The sequence below is a fragment of the Bifidobacterium biavatii DSM 23969 genome (assembly GCF_000741165.1).
Classification (GTDB): Bacteria; Actinomycetota; Actinomycetes; order Actinomycetales; family Bifidobacteriaceae; genus Bifidobacterium; species Bifidobacterium biavatii.
Genome location: NZ_JGYN01000003.1, coordinates 74,768 through 91,586 on the forward strand (window position 1 = coordinate 74,768; position 16,819 = coordinate 91,586).

The window sequence follows — 16,819 nt, forward strand, 5'->3', positions numbered from 1 at the left end:
CTGGCGTGACATTGCTGATAGTTGAGGGGACGTACTGGCTGTGATGTCACGCTGGAGGGTTTTCTGGCGTGACATTGCGGATGGTTGAAGGAATATGCCGACGGCGATGTCACGCTGGAGGGTCTTTTGGCGTGATCTTGCGGATAGTCGGCTGATCGCGCGGATGAGGCTTCCGTGCGTGGCTTTGTGGATGATCGGTACTCTCCTTGTTGGTTGGGATGGCGTGTCGATTTGTTGTAGCGCTATAATTATAGCGCTACAACACAGCGTACGGTTGTAAAGACGGATACCAAGCGCGGAGGCGGTGCAGATGCCGTGCCCGCACCGGACAATCCGTCGCATTCACGCAAGGAGCGGACATGACCTTCTCAGCATCATCAACCCTTTCTACGGACGCACAGCACGCGTTCGCCGCACAACTCGCCGGAACCGCGGCCGACGGCGCCGGCAGCGTCAGCGTCGAAACCTCCGGTGCATCCCGCACGGCAGGCAGCATCGCCGAACAGGCATTCCACGCCGCCGCCGACGGCAATGCTATCGAATGGAACGGCGACGGCGAATACGTGCGCATCGACGCATGGGGCGCCAACAGCGTGCGCGTGCGCTCCCGCCTCATGCAGCGCGTCATCGACGCCGACTGGGCGCTGCTCGCCCCGCCGGCCGACGCGGCCAAGCCGCAAATCGTCATCGGCGAACTCGCGGCCGCCATCGTCAACGGCAACATCGCCGTCAAACTCGAACTGATCGGCTGGCAGCACGACCAACTGCGCCTCACCTTCCTCAACGCGTCCACCGGCGCAATCCTGCTGCGTGAAGCCAGCGACGGTGGCGCGCTCCGACTGCGTGCCCGCGCCCACCATCCGCTCGAAAGCGGCGCCGAATCGCCCGTCGCTTCGTTCGAAGCGTACGACGGCGAACACATCTACGGCATGGGCGAATACCAGCATCCCGTGCTCGACCTCAAAGGCTCCACGCTCGAACTCGCGCACCGCAACTCGCAGGTCAGCGTGCCGTTCATGGTCTCCAGCCGCGGCTACGGCTTCCTGTGGCACAATCCGGCCGTCGGCCAGGTCACGTTCGGCACCAACCACACCGAATGGCGCTCCGGCGTCGCCGACCAGATCGACTACTGGATCACCGCCGGCGACACCCCGGCGCAGATCGAAGCGCAGTACGCTGACGCGACCGGCCACGCGCCCGTCATGCCCGAATGGGGACTCGGCTTCTGGCAGTGCAAGCTGCGCTACTGGAATCAGGAACAGCTGCTCGAAACCGCGCGCGAATTCAAGCGCCGCAACATTCCGATCGACCTGATCGTCATCGACTTCTTCCACTGGCCGCTCATGGGCGACTTCCGCTTCGACGAGGAATTCTGGCCCGACCCCAAGGCCATGGCCGACGAACTGCACAAGATGGGCATCAAGCTCATGGTCTCCGTCTGGCCGCAGATCGACCTCGAATCCGAAAACTACGACGAAATGCGCCGCCGCAACCTGCTCGCCAAAACCCGCCAAGGCAAGGACGTGGGCATGTGGTGGCCGCGCGACAACCAGTTCCTCGACGCCACCAACCCCGACACGCGCGCCTTCGTGTGGGCGCTCGCCAAGAAGAACTACACCGACCTCGGCGTCGACGCGTTCTGGCTCGACGAGGCCGAACCGGAATGGGGCGGCGACTACGACTACGCGCACTACCTGTTCCACATCGGCCCCGTCGGCAAGGTCGGCAACATCTACCCGCAGAAGTACAACCAGACGTTCTACGACGGCCAGCTCTCGATCGGACGCAAGGACGACATCGTCAACCTCACCCGCGCCGCATGGGCCGGCTCGCAGCGCTACGGCTCGCTCGTGTGGAGCGGCGACGTGCACTCCACGTTCGACGACCTGAAGGCGCAGATCACCTGCGCGATCCACATGGGCGCCGCCGGCATCCCGTGGTTCACCACCGACATGGGCGGCTTCGCGGGCGGCGACCCGACCAGCGAGGACTTCCGCGAACTGTACGTGCGCTGGTGCCAGTTCTCCGCGTTCAGCGCCGTCATGCGCAACCACGGCGACCGCATGCCCGCCACGCGCGTGCCCGGCAAGCCCACGTTCGACCGCAAGGGCAACCCGATCGACCACATCACCACCGGCGCAGACAACGAACCGTGGACGTACGGGCCGGAAGTCGAACGCATCATGGTCAAGTACATCAACCTGCGTGAGGCCATGCGCCCGTACACGCGCGAACTGTTCGCCGAGGCGCACGAATCGGGTCAGCCGCTTGTGCGCGGCCTGTTCTACGAGTTCCCCGGCGAGGAAGCGGCCGCGAACGTCGCCGACGAATACCTGTTCGGCCCGGACATTCTCGTCGCGCCCGTCACCGAACTTGGCGCGCGCTCGCGCAGCGTATACCTGCCGGGCGGTTCGGACACCTCGTGGATGAACCTGCACACCGGCGAGACGTTCGCCGGCGGACAGACGATCACCGTCGATGCCCCGCTCGACGTGGTACCGGCGTTTGCGCGCGACGGCCACGACCACGGACTGCAGGGACTGATCTGATGATCCGACCGGGCTGGCCGATGGGGGCGGCCCGGTCTGTTTGATCCGGCGTGGCCCGGACTGGCCCGGCTTCGACCCGGCCGATACTCCCGATACTCCCGATATGCCCGAACTCCCGGTATACAATGGGGCCCTCAAGGACGAAGGAGGCACGATGGTCACACTCGACGATGTTGCGGCGCTCGCCGGCGTATCGCGCATGACCGCGTCGAACGCCCTGCGGCGCAAGGCGATCGTCCGGCCTGAAACCGCGAGGCGCGTGCTCGACGCGGCCGAACAGCTGGGATATCGGCCGAACATCGCCGCGCAGCAGCTCAGTTCCGGCCGCACGCACGTCATCAGCGTCTCCCTGACCGACTTCGACCTGATTTTCCCGGCTGAACTGGTCGCCGCGCTGTCAGATCAGGCCGGCAAACGCGGCTATCAGATTGTCGCGCAGCAGACGCGCTTTTCCGCCGACTACGAGCAGGCCATGCTGTCGAGCGCGTCCATGCAGATCTGCGACGGTGCGATCGTATGCTGGCCGCGCAGCGCGGCCGCCGATTTCGTCGGATTCTCCCGTCGGCATCCGCTCGTGATGCTCGACGCGTTCGAACTTGCCGGGCAGGTCGACGGCGTGTTCACGCCCTGCGCCGACGGCGCTGCGGCCGGCGTGCATCACCTGCTGCGCCACGGCGCGCGACGCGTGCTGGTGATGGGGGCCGAACCTGAACTGCTGGAACGGTCGGCGCCCAGCTCGTCCGCGTTGCGGCTGGGCGGCGCACTGGACGCGCTGGTGGAAGCCGGTGCATATCGATCCCGCGAGGACGCGATCGTCGCCGGCGCCGTGCTGCCGTGCGCGTGGCGGCGCGAAACCGGCTATGAGACGATGACGCGGTTGCTAACCGAGCGCGGCTGGCATGACGGCTGCAACGTGTTGGAAACGCTCGGTTTTGACGCGGTATGCTGCGTATGCGACCCGATCGCGATCGGCGTGCTCAAGGCGCTCACCGACGCCGGCGTGCGCGTGCCGCAGGACGTGATGGTCGTCGGCTTCGATGCCGTGGCCGAAGGCAGGTTTATGACGCCCGGATTGTCCAGCGTGCGCATCGATCCGGCCGAAATGGCCCGTGACTGCCTTGACCTGCTGTTGGCGCGCATCGACGGGACGACTCCCACCGATGCGCGTACGATGACCGTGTCCCATGCCGTCGTCGCGCGCGGCAGCGGCGAACGCGCGTGAACGGCGTTGCGGTGCACAGCGTTCGCGTGAACGTGAATGCGCGCATGTCGGCGCGAATTGCCGCCGTGCCTGCGTGCCGTCGTGCCTACGCCGACGTCGGCATACGGTTCCCTGTGTGTCTGGGCTCACGTTTGCGTGCTGGATGATTCGGCGGACTGCGGGTTCGGCCGTCCTAAGCTGATGAACGTCGATTGATGAATCGGTTCAAAATTCGGGGCAACGGTGTTGCGACGACACGGCAAGGAGATGCTGCAATGAACGATAACGGCTCGGGCACGCAGGGGCGGGACAAGGCGAAGGCGCGACGACTGACGCCCGACGTCCACGGTCGGTTCGCTTGGGGCAACGGCGTGGTGACGATGGTGTTCGACACTGGAGCCGACCATCCGGTGCGCTTGGTCGGACTGTCCGGGCGCGGTATGTCTTCGACCGGTTCCTGTGGTGAAGAGGATTCGCGTGCCGCCGTCGATGATTGGACTGCGCAGCGTGATCCCCGGCCGATCGTGGAGGTGCTTGCATCCGGCACCGGTTCGAATGACAACCGACTCACGCTGGTCACCACCGTCGCGGGATCGAAGCTGCGATTCGTCGGCGCGCGGGAGACCGTTCCGACGGCCGATCCGGTGATCGGCGCCGCCGGCGTATCGGCGAATGCTATCGAACCGTACCGGTTGGAAATCACCCAATTCGCGCCGTACGACCAGCTTCGGCCGGCAGGGCGTCCGTTGGACAGTGCCGATCCGGCCGCCGCGCGCCGGCTCGCCAAGGCTGCGGCGGCGTCCGAGGTCTCGAGCACAGCTGATCCCGCCGCGGATACGACGACCAGTGCCCACGATGGCAATGTTCACGATTGCAGTGATTGCGGCGACGGGCTGACCGTCATCTCCGTGTTCGAGGCGTTCCCCGGCCTGTCCGCGGTGCGAGCCCATACGGTGCTGCGCTCGCCAAAACCGCTGCCGATCGAAGCGGTGTCCTCGCTGAGCCTCACGCTGCCGTTGGATGCGAATGGGGCCACCGCGGATTCGTCGCGTCTCTATTGGGGCGATTCGGCGTGGGCGGTTGAAAACGATTGGCATTGCGCCCCGCTGCATGACACAGTCGTGCGCGAACGCAACCAGCGCATCAATCCCGGCGAGTCGAGTTCGCGGTTCGCGCTGAGCTCGACGTCAACGTGGTCGACCGGCTCGCATCAGCCTGCCGGCATCGTCGAAGCGTTCGAGGCTGGTCGCGAGTCGGGCGAGCCGGCGTTCTCCGTGATGTGGCAGATCGAACACAACGGCGCGTGGGAATGGGAGGTCGGCGAGAACGACCCCGGACTGCACGTGACCGCGTTCGGTCCGGAGTACGTGGACCACCAGTGGTATACGGCGCTCGGCGAGGGCCATGATTTCACGAGCGTGCCGGTTTCGTTCGCGATTGCGGCGGGCGACTGGCAGCGCGCGGCGGGGGAGATGACGCTACAGCGACGCGCGCTGCGTCGCGCGAAGGCCGTCGAATTGGGACGTTTGCCGCAGTTCGAACGTTCGCAGGGATTGGTCGTATACAACGATTACATGAATACGTTGTTCGGCGACCCGCGGCTCGACAAGGAACTGCCGTTGATCGAAGGCGCGGCGAAGGCGGGTGCGGACGTGTTCTGCATCGACGCGGGCTGGTACGACAGTACCGACGGCGGCTGGTGGGACATGGTCGGCGAGTGGGAACCGTCCACGAACCGCTTCGGCGCGGCCGGACTGGCCGGCGTGGCGCACGTGATCCGCGAACATGGCATGGGTCTCGGCCTGTGGCTCGAGCCCGAGGTGATCGGAGTCAAGTCGCCGCTCGCCGCAAGCCTGCCGGACGATGCGTTCTTCACGCGTCACGGCGTGCGCGTATGCGATTCCGGCCGATATCTGCTCGACTTCCGTTCTCCGGCCGCGCGCGAGCACGTCACGCGCACCGTCGACCGTCTGATCGACGAATTCGGCGTGGAGTTCTTCAAGTTCGACTACAACACGATCCCCGGCGCGGGCACGGATCGCGACGCCGAGTCGGTCGGCGGCGGCCTGCTCGCGCACTGCCGCGCGTATCTGGACTGGCTGGACGATGTGCGTCGCCGTCATCCAGACGTGATGATCGAGAACTGTGGTTCCGGCGCGATGCGTGCGGATTACGCGCAGCTGTCGCGTCTGGACCTGCAGTCGACGTCCGACCAGTGCGATCCGCTGATCTACGCGGCCATCGCGGCCGGCGCGGGACTTACGATCCTGCCCGAACAGCAGGGCAACTGGGGTTACGCGCAGCAGGAGATGGACGACGAGACGGCCGTGCTCACGTTGGCAAGCGGCGTGCTCGGTCGCCTGTACCTGTCCGGATTCATCAACCGCATGAACGACACGCGACTGGCGCTCGTGCGCGACGCGGTCAGCCTGCACCGTCGCGTGCTCGCCGAACAGGAGCGGCTCGTGCCGTGGTGGCCCGCCGGACTGCCCGACTTCACCGGCGATTGGCTTGTCGCGGGCCTGCGGTCGGTCGACGACGCCGATACGTCCGTTGATGCTGCGTCCGACGATGTCGCGAGTAATGCTGCGAACGTTGGAGTCAATGCGTCCGGTGGAATCGACGCGGTCCGCTCCGGCGACGGCACGGCGTACGTGACGGTCTGGCGTCGCGATGGTCTGCCGTACGTTGATCTGAACGTGCCGGCGGGGCGCACGGTCAAGCAGATCTTCCCCTCGCCGGCGGCGTTCGGCCATGCTCCGCAGGCTCGACCGTGGTCCGTCGAACGTGTAGACGACCGGACGGTCCGGCTGATCGTATCCGACGACAGCCGCCCGTCGGCGCGCATCTTCGCCGTGCGGTAACGGGCGGTCGAGGTCGACCCGCTTGCTCAGCGGGTCTCGAGCATTGCTTCCGAGTATCGCTGGGCAGTGTTTGCGGCGTGCGGTTGAGGATTTTCAGAATACTTTCAGGAATCCTCGATCGTACGCTCGGAAACGGGTGATTAACTATGAGTCAGCAGCCGAAAGGCCGCGACAACTGAACCTTTCTTCTTCTCTCTCCTTTCTTCCTCTGAAAGCCCGGCCCCGATCGGCCGGGCTTTCTGGGTTCTTGGGGTTGTCCGTCGTTCCGCGGCGGCGTTGCGCGCACTGCCATCCGCGGTGGGCTGACCGAACTTGGCCTTTGCAGGTGCAGGTACCCGCATGTTCATGTTGCTGTCCGGACGAGTTCATCTGCGCTTGGTTCTACGCACATCATCCGGAAACATGGGCGCAGTACACCAGAACATGACATGGATGGAAGTTGAGCAAAGGAACGATCATGAACAACAACGGCAACCATTACGACATGCATCACACCGAACCGCAGTACTCCGGCGAACGCCAGTACGACGCCTACATGTTCGCCGAGTACGGCATCGAGCACTGATTCATCGGTATTTCGAGTACGGAAAACGGACGAATTGACGTCCGTCTTCTGAAACGGCGCGGCGTCGCGCCCGTGTCAACGGACCATTGTCGGTTCGTTGACTGGCATCATGCGCGGGCGTGCAGTGCAGGCAGACCGTCAACCGCCTTCGCGATCAGCGACTCCAACAGCGCGGTATTGCGCATCTCACGCTCCCACGGATTCTCCCCGTCACCGTACGCGAGCCCGGCCAAGCCGCCCGCGACGGCGGCGGTCGTATCCGTATCGCTGCCCAGATTCACGGCGGTCAGCACGCAATCGCGGTAACTGTCCGTCGTGAGTAGGCACCACATCGCCGCCTGCAATGTATCCAGCACAAACCCGCTGGACGGAATATCATCGCGCGAACGGGAGCGCAGATCGGCAGGCAGACCCGCCGCACGGCACAGTTCCGCGTCGGAGCAACCGCGGCCGTGTTCAATCAGCAGGCGGGCGACGCGGACAAAACGCACGCACGCCTCCGTGCTGATCTCATGCGCATGCGTGACGGCGCTCGCGCGACGAATATCATCATCGGAACAATCGGTGAACGCCAACGGCAGAATACGCATCAGCGAACCGTTGCCATTGTCGCGCTCGCGCGTGCCGCCGCGGCCGCTCGCCAACGCGCGACTGGTGGTGCCGCCCACGTCGAACACGGTGCCGTCCGGCGTGTATTCGCCGCGCGTGATCCAAGCGCGGTACTTGGCGAGCATATCCGCCGTATCCACCTGGCCGTTGTGGTCGGACAGCGAATCGAGCGTGGCGAGCATCATGGCCGTGTCGTCCGACCATGTGCCGGCTGGCTGGTTGTGCGAACCGTGACCGGTCATGCCGGTGCATGCGAACGAGTCGCGCGGCTCGAACTCGTAGGGCACGCCGAGCGCGTCGCCAACGGCTTGGCCGTACACGGCCGCGTGCAGTTGCGCGACGCTCGCGCTGATGCGGCTGGTGCCGGCGACGTCGGCGTTCACGGTGGTGCCGGCATGGATGTTGGTGTTGTTGATATTGATGTTGTTGGTGTTGGGTTCGTTGGACAGTGCTGTCATGGACGGGTCTCCTTCTTCGTTGAGTTTGCATATTCGGCCATTTGCCGTCAATCCTAATAACCGGACAATTTTCGTCCTCCGCCATTCCGCCCGCTGCGCGGCGGTTCTTGCCTGCCGGCAGAAAGTGCCCGTGCCCCTCGTTTGCGTCGCTGCTATGGACGGGATTGTGATCTTCGGAGAAAACAAAAAAGCACCGACCGAAGTCGATGCCTTGATGGTGCCCCCGCAGGATTCGAACCCTGGACACGCTGATTAAGAGTCAGCTGCTCTAACCAACTGAGCTACAGGGGCTTGGTTAGATGTCGCTTGCGCAACGAGTGACTAATATACACCATTCTGCCGCCAACGCAACTTTCGGCCGTGTCTGGTAGGGGGAGAGCGAGTCGGAACCTAGCAAATACCGTCATTGGCGGGCCGATGCGCCGGCGTGTCCCCATGCCGTTGACGGTACGTGGCGTCAGATGGTTTCTGTTTGTGGAAAAACGGGAAGAGGGAAAGCAAGAGAGAACAAGAAAGAGCCCCGAGTGAGAATTGGACTCACGACCTCTTCCTTACCAAGGAAGTGCTCTACCACTGAGCTATCGGGGCATGATGGACGACGCTCAGGCTATTTGGCCTGACCTCGTCGAGCAACCTGAACATCATGCCACGGAATCGCGCATTGCGCAAATCGGCGTACCGACAGGCCAAAACATGCTGAGCGCCGAATGGAGTCGCGAAGGGAATCGGAGGACGTTTCAGGGGATGCGAGCCATTCGACGTACTTTGATGGATGAGAATCTGTTCCGGTGTTGCCTTCCAGTGCGTTGACGCGGATATCTGCATCATGTCGTGACGGGCTTTGGTATCACTCGCGGGATGGTTGTGGCGGGGTGAGGATGCGCCATGTGCCGCGCCTGTCTGAGTCGATGCGATCGATTGTCCCGGATTCCCGTAGTGCTTGGAAGCCTCTTCGGGCCGTGGAGTAGGACACGGACAGAGTGTCCGCTGCCTCGTGGTAGGTAATTGCCGGGTTTACACGAATCAGATCAAGAATTAGTTGCTCCCGAGAAGGCTCTTTTTCCTGCTCATTTTCCTGCTCATGGAGATCGTTTACGGTTTTATCTGGTCCATGTACCTGTTCATTGGGGTTATGTTCAGTCTCATTGCGAGCAGTCGCATCGTTTTCGGCGGTGTTGCCTTCCACCCAGCGCACGGGGATGAACGCCTCGAACACATCGCCGTCGTCGAGTACGGGATCCTTGCCGGAGTAGGGCTTCGAGTACTTGTACAGGTTGCGCATGTCGCTGCCGAGTTCATCGGCCAGACCGATGTTGCGGAAGATACCTCATCCTTGCCTGATTCCATTTTCGGAGCTGGAGCAGATGGTTGCCCAGGTTGTCCGAAAATTTGTCGGATAAGCAAAAACCCCGGGAATCGAATGATCCCCGGGGTGATGGCGGAGGATACGAGATTCGAACTCGTGAGGCTGTTACACCAACACGCTTTCCAAGCGTGCGCCATAGACCACTAGGCGAATCCTCCATTCGTGTTACCTCCGCGCGAACGCATCAGCACACAATCAGTAGATACTAGCATGTTTTCCGGATATGCCAAATCGAGATTGGTGGAGGATACGAGATTCGAACTCGTGAGGGAAGATACCGAGGTGTGTTATTCCGCTATCTTCCCAGTATTTCCAACGATTTTGAGATTCCCACAACGATGGTTGCGTGATGTGCCGAAAGGCGGTCTTTCGGCGTGTCGCGATTGTTGCTGCGGCGTGATGATGCTTGCCGAGCGGCCGCGGCGTCGATATGCACACGATCCTGCATTTGGTGCGCGTCCAGCGTGTCGCGACCGGTGACGTCGCTTGTGGACTTACCGACCGCGCCCGATAATTTCGCTCGACGGTTTGGTTTGAACCAGTTCGGATCAGTACGAATCAGTAGTTGTTGGAGCCGGGGCCCTCGAAGCGCACGGTGAAGCCGTGCTCGTAGTGCAGGAACATGTTGGCGCCGTAGCGATCCACATCGCGATGGGTGAAGAGCATGCGAATGGCGAACGCGACCTGCACGTCCTCGGGCAGTGACTTGAACGCCTTGTGCGCGTCCCAGTTCGGTGCGGCGATGGCCTGGTCGGGCACGTAGGCGTATCCGTAGCCGTCCTCGTTCACGTAGCCCATGAACGGCAGGTCCCAGGCGTTGTGGTCGGTGAGCGCCTGCTTGAAGTCTTCGACGGCGGCCAGCGCCTCGTCGCTGATGCCGAAGCTCTTGGCGACCTTGTTGGCCTCGGCGGTCTTGGTGGCCGGGTCTTCGCCGAACAATGTGGTTTTCACGATGATGGTCTTGTCTTGAGTCATGGTTGGTCCTTTGTTGCGATGGTGGCGATGATTTGAATCGAGGGTGAACGTGTTACATCTCACAGATGAACCGCTCGCTGTATTCGATTGTTGTGTTGTCGCTGATTGCTGACGTGATTTAAGCTACCACCGATTCGATGTGCGGAAAACCGTTGGAATGTTCGTTTTACTGGTGGTTTGGAGGTGCGGGTGCCGCGTTGGTGCGGCAAGGGATATGGTGTTCCGGTTGATGTTCGGGGCAAACAAAATCGAACATACATGATGTTCGATTTATTGGTGGGTTCGGCGTGTCGCGACCGTCGTCCGATGCGGGCCGGAAGTTGACTGAAAGTTTTGCCGGAAGGCTGCCCGAGATGCCGTCCGATACCGCATCGTGATGCCGTCGCCCGTCGGGCTTGGGCTGCTGTGGCAGCTGTTCCCCGTGGCTTGGAGCCGCTTGGCTGAATTCGATGGCTGTCTCGAATGTTGGTGAGGGTGCTTGTGGGGATCGGTGCTGTGTCAGGTGGTGAATGCATGCCGCAAATGACGGCAACCTGTGGCAAACGTAACGTTATAGTGGGGGAGTTGCGCACATGGTCGCATATTGCAGTCCGATTTGTGCCGCGTGCGATACGCTCGGTGGAGTTGTAGCGAGTAACGATTGAGGGAGCCGGCATGTCGGATGTGCGCCGTGATCAGGGTGACCACCTCGCGTCTGGCGGTATGCTGCCGACCGTCATGCTCCCGCTGACTGAGTCTTTTGACGACGATCCGTCGCTTTCTATCCATTTTGTCAGCGGGTGGCCTGACGATGCGGACGAAGCGGGCGATGCCATGGCGGGGGAATCCGGTTCCGGTGCGCCTCAGGGTGACTCCGATGCGTCGTCTGTCCCGTCTTCTGACACGTCGGGCGCGCCTGATGCGCCTGATGCGTCCGCCTTGCCTGTGCCTGATGTACGACCCGGCGTTTCGTCCGATGCGCGGCCCGCGTCCCTTGCACGGGCCGAATCTGAGTCGTCCGACTCCGAAGAATCCGAATCGTCCGATTCGATTCCGACCATGCCGGTTGATCCCGCCGACGTGGTGACTGCGGAACGCGCCGCCGTATCGTCGCGCATGTCTGGCGCGGCCGATGCACGGCTCGAGGAGACCGTGCCGCTGAAACCGTTGTCCGATTCAGGGTCGGCTCCGGTGCCTCCGCCTCCAAGTTTTTTCCCCAGCAACACCACGGGCCGTATGCGGCCGATTGTCGTTCCGATGCCGCCGCAGCAGTCGCGCGTGGTGTCGGGTTCATCGTCGTTCCGGCCTGCACAGCCTGATTTGTCCGGAGCAAATCTGTCTGGGACGAATCGGTCCGGCATGAAATCCAAGCTCGGCTTTGTCGTTGCGCAGCCGGCGCGAGCCGGCGTTTCGACCGGTGTGAAGCCGCGCGTGTGCTATTCGTCGCAATATCGCGTGCTGCATCCCGCAAACTGAACAAGCAGAGGAGACCGGTGGGCCGCCGCTAACAGCGAGTCGGTCTGTCCGAATGACTGTCCACGTATAGAGACGGCCTATTGTTCAGCCAATGAAGGCATGACATGATAAGGGCCTTGCCCAAAAGGCATTCATTGTTGTCGTCGTAATTTTTTTGCGTTTCCGTCGTGTGCGACTGCGCCCGTTGTGCAAACGTATGCAATATCGTGGCGTCACACGCAAGGACGTCCGCGACAACATGGTGACAGATTGTCCATATGCGAAACGATCACCAGAGAGATCAGAGAGAAATCAACAGGAAGAAAGAGGCCACCGTGGATGGTGCGCATACCTTGAACGTCGTCGGTTTTCTGAAATCGGCGAAACAGCTCGAACGACGCTTCGACATGCTGATGAGCCGTGTCGACGACCGCGACGAAACCCAAGCTCCGGAATGGCAAGCCGAGCGGGCTGGACCGCCCAAACCGAGGGGAGCCAGCGGCCCGGGCCGTCGTCGGCCGCGCAGACGCAAGCCCCCGGAGCCGCCCAGCACCCGGCTTATGTCGGCCGCGTCGGGCCGCCTCATCGGCTCGACGGTCGACAAGAGGCTATTCATCCTGTCCGGCGGAATGTACGGCGGATCGTCATGGTCGGCCATGTTCTGCATCGCGGCGGCCACCCGCGAGGAATCGGTTGCCAACGAATGCAGGGCATTCCTGCGCGACAGTGTTGCAACCGTTGCCAGACTCGGCCTCCACGCATGGCTCTGCGATTTGATCGACGACGCGCGGCAGGCCGCGTTCACCGGCGTCCCGTCCTCGCGCATGCCGCTGCTGATCCGTTCGATGGGAGACGTGAAGCTCGCCCGGCAATGCACGATCGCCAGCGGCGCGCGCTACATCTCCGATCGCAGGCTCCGCAGCGAAGTCATCGTCGAACACTGCGAGCAGACGCACCGTTTCGCCGCATACAGCCTGCTGCAATGGGGCAACAGCAAACGCGACAACGGCATCGCGTTCATGCTGCTCACCCGTCCGAACATCGGCGCGGCCATGCTGCACGAGACGCGCGCGACCGGCCGCGGCTCCGCCTCGCGGAATGCCGCCGCACGGCGAATCGCCGAATATCTGGCCGCATTGCGCGAACAGGCCGACCGGCAATACGCGTGGGTATGCGCGCAGCATGGCGCGGTTGGTTTTCTGCCGGAGGACCTCGCGGCGATCAACCGCCGTGCGGACGAGGGCGAGCCCGACTCCGCGGAATTCGACCGCGGAGGGAAAGGGGAGCCGAAGGAACTGCTGGACGTCGATCGCCGGTATCTGTTCGACGCGCGGCACGTGATTGCCGCGTACCGCGGTTTATGGAATCTGCCGGACGACGGCGTGCGGCTTGCCGAGATCGGGCACGGCGCCGATCCGCCAAGCGCGAGTCTGTGGCGTAACCGGATCTATCTACGCATGATCGCGGAGATGCTGCTGGGTGCCGCGTCGGCCGCCGATCTGGCCGACGGATTCGCCGCGCGCGACCGGGAACGTTTCGAACGTGGCGTCGCCAGGCGTGGAACAGATTGTCGCGATCGTGCGCAACGCCGGGCTGACGGCCGCGCCGACGTTGCTGGCGCCGTCCGTATCGCCGAATTTCGGCGAGCTGAAACGACTGTCGTTCAGCGAACGCGATCGTCGCCTGCGCGTGCACGCTCGCGTCGAAGCGGACATGGCCGCCGTCATGCTCGCCTATCTGCCCGATCCCGACGTTGCGCGCCAGGCCGGTGCCGCACTGATCCGCGGCGATCTGACCGCGTACGCCAAGGTCGTCGGCGACTGGCGGACCCGGCTGCGCGTACGTATGCCGTGCACGTAAACGGCTGCGCACGTCCCGCCCAAACAGCTGCTCCGCTCGACGAAAACCGCCACGTCGGCACAAGTCGGCGAATGCGGGCATGCGCCGACTCACGAAGCTACTTGTGATACGGCTCGTGCGCGTTGATCTTGAACGCGCGGTAGATCTGCTCGAGCAGGATCACGCGCATGAGCTGATGCGGGAACGTCATCTTCGAGAAGCTGAGCTTGTAGTCGGCGCGGCTCAGGATCGCGTCGTCGAGCCCGATCGACCCGCCGATCACGAGCTGGATATGGCTCACGCCACGCAGTCCCAGCTGGCTGATCTCGTTCGCAAGGCCTTCCGACGACAGCATCTTGCCATCGATCGCAAGCGCGATCACGTAGGCACCGTCGCGCAGGTGCTTGGCGATACGCTCGCCCTCCTTGGCCTTGATCTGCCGCTCGACCCCCTCGCTGGCGTTCTCGGGGGTCTTTTCGTCGGCGACTTCGATGATGCCGAGCTTGCAGTAGCGGCCGAGCCGCTTGCTGTATTCGGCGATGGCGTCGCGCAGGTACGATTCCTTGACCTTGCCGACGGCGATGATGTCGATCTGCATGCGTTGCGTCCCGGCCTACTTCGCGATGAGCGGGAGCACCTGCTCATCGAACGCGGTGAGCGCCGTGTCGATCACGTTGTGCATGTCGTAGTACTTGTATGTGCCGAGGCGGCCGCCGAACACGACCTTCGGCTCGGCCGCGGCCTTCTCGGCGTAACGGGCGTACAGCGCCTTGTCCTCGTCGGTGTTGATCGGATAGTACGGCTCGTCGCCGCGCTCGGCGAAGCGCGAGTACTCCTCCCACACCACGGTCTTGGAGTGGTTCTGCGAGTCGTAGCGCTCCGGGTTGAAGTTCTTGAACTCGATCGCGCGGGTGTACGGCACGTCCGCGTCGGAGTAGTTCATCACCGGGCAGCCGAAGTGGTCGTCCTCGTCGTAGCGCACTTCCTTGAAGTCGACCGTGCGCCACTTGAGATCGCCCAGCTCGTAGTCGAAGTAGCGGTCGACCGGGCCGGTGTACACGACCGGCACGCCGGCAGCGAGCAGCGCCTTCTTGTTGTACGGCTGCGACTCGTCGAAGAAATCCACGCCCAGCGACACGGTGATGCGCGGGTCGTCGATCATGCGTTCCATCCACGCGGTGTAGCCGTCCTTCGGCAGCCCCTCCCACGTGTCTTTGAAGTAGCGGTTGTCGTAGTTGAAGCGCACCGGCAGGCGCTTGATGATGTCGGCCGGCAGCTCGGCCGGATCGGTCTGCCACTGCTTGCCGGTGTAGTTCTTGATGAACGCCTCGTACAGCGGGCGGCCGATCAGCTGAATGCCCTTATCGTTGAGGTTCTGCGGATCGGTGCCGGCCAGTTCGCCCGCCTGCTCCTCGATGAGCTTGCGCGCCTCGTCCGGCGTGTAGGACGCGCCGAAGAACTGGTTGATCGTGCCAAGATTGATCGGCAGCGGATAGACCACGCCGTCGTGCGTTGCGTAGACGCGGTGCACGTAGTTCGTGAACTCGGTGAAGCGGTTGACGTAGTCCCACACGCGCTTGTTGGACGTGTGGAACAGGTGGGCGCCGTACTTGTGAATCTCCGCGCCCGTCTCCTTGTCGAAATAGCTGTACGCGTTGCCGCCGATGTGGTCGCGCACGTCGATGATGTGCACGCGCGCCCCCGCGCGCTCGACCGCCTGCTGCGCCACGGTCAGACCGAACAGGCCCGCGCCCACGATCACCAGATCCGGATACTGCACGTTTTCCGCCATCGTACAAACCTTCCATGCAAAATGTGCCGTTTTCGGTATCCCAGACTAACGCACGGGGGCTATACGCGCGGAGGCGGCCCCCATTGCGGGGGCCGCCTCCGTCACCGATGATCGTTCGCGCGCCGCGGATAATGCGGAACGCCGATCAGGCGTAGATGTTGCGCGGACGCATGTCGGCCGGCAGACCTTCCAGCAGGTGCGTGACCGAGCGGGATTCGAACACGGAGCGGATGCCCGCGGCCAGCAGCGGCGCGACGGACAGCACGGTCATGTTCGGCAGTCGCTTCGCGTCCGGCACCGGCACGGTGTTCGTCACGATGATCTCGCGTGCGCCGCAGTCGCGCAGACGTTCCGTCGCCGGTCCCGACAGCAGGCCGTGCGTGGCGACGAGCGTCACCGATGCGGCGCCGGCGTTGCGCAGCGTGCGCACCGCCTCGCAGATCGTGCCCGCGGTGTCGATCATGTCGTCGACGACGACGCAGTCGCGGCCCTCGACCTCGCCGATGATGCCGTGCGCGGTCGCGTGGTTCGGGCGCGTTGTGTCGCGCGTCTTGTGGATGAAGGCCAGCGGCAGGTTGCCGAGCTTGGCCGCCCAGCGTTCGGAGACCTTGATACGGCCCGCGTCCGGGGAGACGATGGTCGCCTTCTCCATCGGCACGTTGTTGCGCACGTAGTCGAGCAGGATCGGCGTGGCGGTCAGATGGTCGACCGGGCCGTCGAAGAAGCCCTGTTCCTGCGTGGCGTGCAGGTCGACCGTCATCATGCGGTCGGCGCCGGCGGCGCGGAACAGGTCGAAGATCAGGCGCGCGGTGATGGGCTCGCGGCCGAGATGCTTCTTGTCCTGGCGCGAATAGCCGAGGAACGGCGCGACCACGGTGATGGAGCGTGCCGATGCGCGCTTCATCGCGTCGATCATGATGAGCTGCTCCATGATCCACTTGTTGATCGGTTCGGTGTGGCACTGCAGAATGAACGCGTCCGCGCCGCGCACCGGCTCGGTGTAACGAATGTACATCTCGCCGTTCGCGAAGTCGTACGCCGTGGTCTCGAGCACTTCGGTGCCCAGACACGAGGCGACCTCGTCCGCCAGTTCGGGGTATGCGCGGCCCGTGACCAGCACAAGTCGCTTATCCGGTGTGCCTTCGAGAATCGCCGACATGATCCGCC

Annotated in this window: 11 protein-coding genes and 3 tRNA genes; 5 read left to right on the forward strand and 9 right to left on the reverse strand. The window is 63.3% G+C overall.

Annotation, left to right across the window (positions count from 1 at the left end; all coding sequences use genetic code 11):
- Positions 1-359: 359 nt before the first annotated feature.
- The 3 genes from BBIA_RS01150 (at position 360) to BBIA_RS01160 (ending at position 6,614) form a co-directional block, all read left to right on the forward strand.
- Positions 360-2,549 (forward strand): glycoside hydrolase family 31 protein, encoded by a 2,190-nt coding sequence (locus tag BBIA_RS01150; protein WP_081891792.1) that lies wholly within the window; start codon positions 360-362, stop codon positions 2,547-2,549.
- Between the two features lie 154 nt (positions 2,550-2,703).
- Positions 2,704-3,771 carry a LacI family DNA-binding transcriptional regulator gene (locus BBIA_RS01155; RefSeq protein ID WP_033496367.1) on the forward strand — a complete coding sequence of 356 codons (1,068 nt, stop codon included), beginning with the start codon at positions 2,704-2,706 and terminating at the stop codon, positions 3,769-3,771.
- Between the two features lie 254 nt (positions 3,772-4,025).
- Complete coding sequence (locus BBIA_RS01160) at positions 4,026-6,614, forward strand: beta-L-arabinopyranosidase (protein ID WP_081891794.1); 2,589 nt, start codon at positions 4,026-4,028, stop codon at positions 6,612-6,614.
- Positions 6,615-7,286: 672 nt separating this feature from the next.
- Here the strand turns inward: BBIA_RS01160 and BBIA_RS01165 are convergent.
- From BBIA_RS01165 to BBIA_RS01195, 6 genes are all read right to left on the reverse strand, one after another.
- Positions 7,287-8,246 (reverse strand): ADP-ribosylglycohydrolase family protein, encoded by a 960-nt coding sequence (locus BBIA_RS01165; RefSeq protein WP_081891796.1) that lies wholly within the window; start codon positions 8,244-8,246, stop codon positions 7,287-7,289.
- A gap of 215 nt (positions 8,247-8,461) precedes the next feature.
- Positions 8,462-8,537 (reverse strand) — tRNA-Lys (locus BBIA_RS01170).
- Positions 8,538-8,762: 225 nt separating this feature from the next.
- Positions 8,763-8,834: transfer RNA gene (locus BBIA_RS01175), tRNA-Thr, on the reverse strand.
- A 259-nt stretch (positions 8,835-9,093) separates the two neighbouring features.
- Entirely contained in the window at positions 9,094-9,528 is a 435-nt protein-coding gene (locus tag BBIA_RS01185; protein WP_033496371.1) for a DeoR family transcriptional regulator, read from the reverse strand.
- A gap of 154 nt (positions 9,529-9,682) precedes the next feature.
- Positions 9,683-9,770: transfer RNA gene (locus BBIA_RS01190), tRNA-Ser, on the reverse strand.
- Positions 9,771-10,170: 400 nt separating this feature from the next.
- Entirely contained in the window at positions 10,171-10,587 is a 417-nt protein-coding gene (locus BBIA_RS01195; RefSeq protein ID WP_033496373.1) for a hypothetical protein, read from the reverse strand.
- A gap of 654 nt (positions 10,588-11,241) precedes the next feature.
- Between BBIA_RS01195 and BBIA_RS01200 the strand changes: the two genes are divergently transcribed.
- Positions 11,242-12,042 carry a hypothetical protein gene (locus tag BBIA_RS01200; protein ID WP_033496374.1) on the forward strand — a complete coding sequence of 267 codons (801 nt, stop codon included), beginning with the start codon at positions 11,242-11,244 and terminating at the stop codon, positions 12,040-12,042.
- A 314-nt stretch (positions 12,043-12,356) separates the two neighbouring features.
- On the forward strand, positions 12,357-13,988 hold the full coding sequence (locus BBIA_RS01205; protein WP_156103656.1) for a hypothetical protein: 1,632 nt from the start codon (positions 12,357-12,359) through the stop codon (positions 13,986-13,988).
- Here BBIA_RS01205 and rlmH read toward each other — a convergent pair.
- The 3 genes from rlmH to BBIA_RS01220 all read right to left on the reverse strand — a co-directional run bounded on the left by rlmH (position 13,979) and on the right by BBIA_RS01220 (position 16,811).
- Positions 13,979-14,458 (reverse strand): 23S rRNA (pseudouridine(1915)-N(3))-methyltransferase RlmH, encoded by a 480-nt coding sequence (rlmH, locus tag BBIA_RS01210; protein WP_033496378.1) that lies wholly within the window; start codon positions 14,456-14,458, stop codon positions 13,979-13,981. The two genes, BBIA_RS01205 and rlmH, sit on opposite strands and share 10 nt — an antisense overlap.
- 15 nt (positions 14,459-14,473) lie before the next feature.
- A complete protein-coding gene (gene glf / locus BBIA_RS01215) occupies positions 14,474-15,652 on the reverse strand; it encodes a UDP-galactopyranose mutase (RefSeq protein WP_033496380.1) in 1,179 nt (392 codons plus the stop codon).
- 145 nt (positions 15,653-15,797) lie between these two features.
- Positions 15,798-16,811: a ribose-phosphate diphosphokinase gene (locus BBIA_RS01220; RefSeq protein ID WP_033496382.1), complete on the reverse strand. Its 1,014-nt coding sequence runs from the start codon at positions 16,809-16,811 to the stop codon at positions 15,798-15,800.
- Between the last annotated feature and the right edge of the window lie 8 nt (positions 16,812-16,819).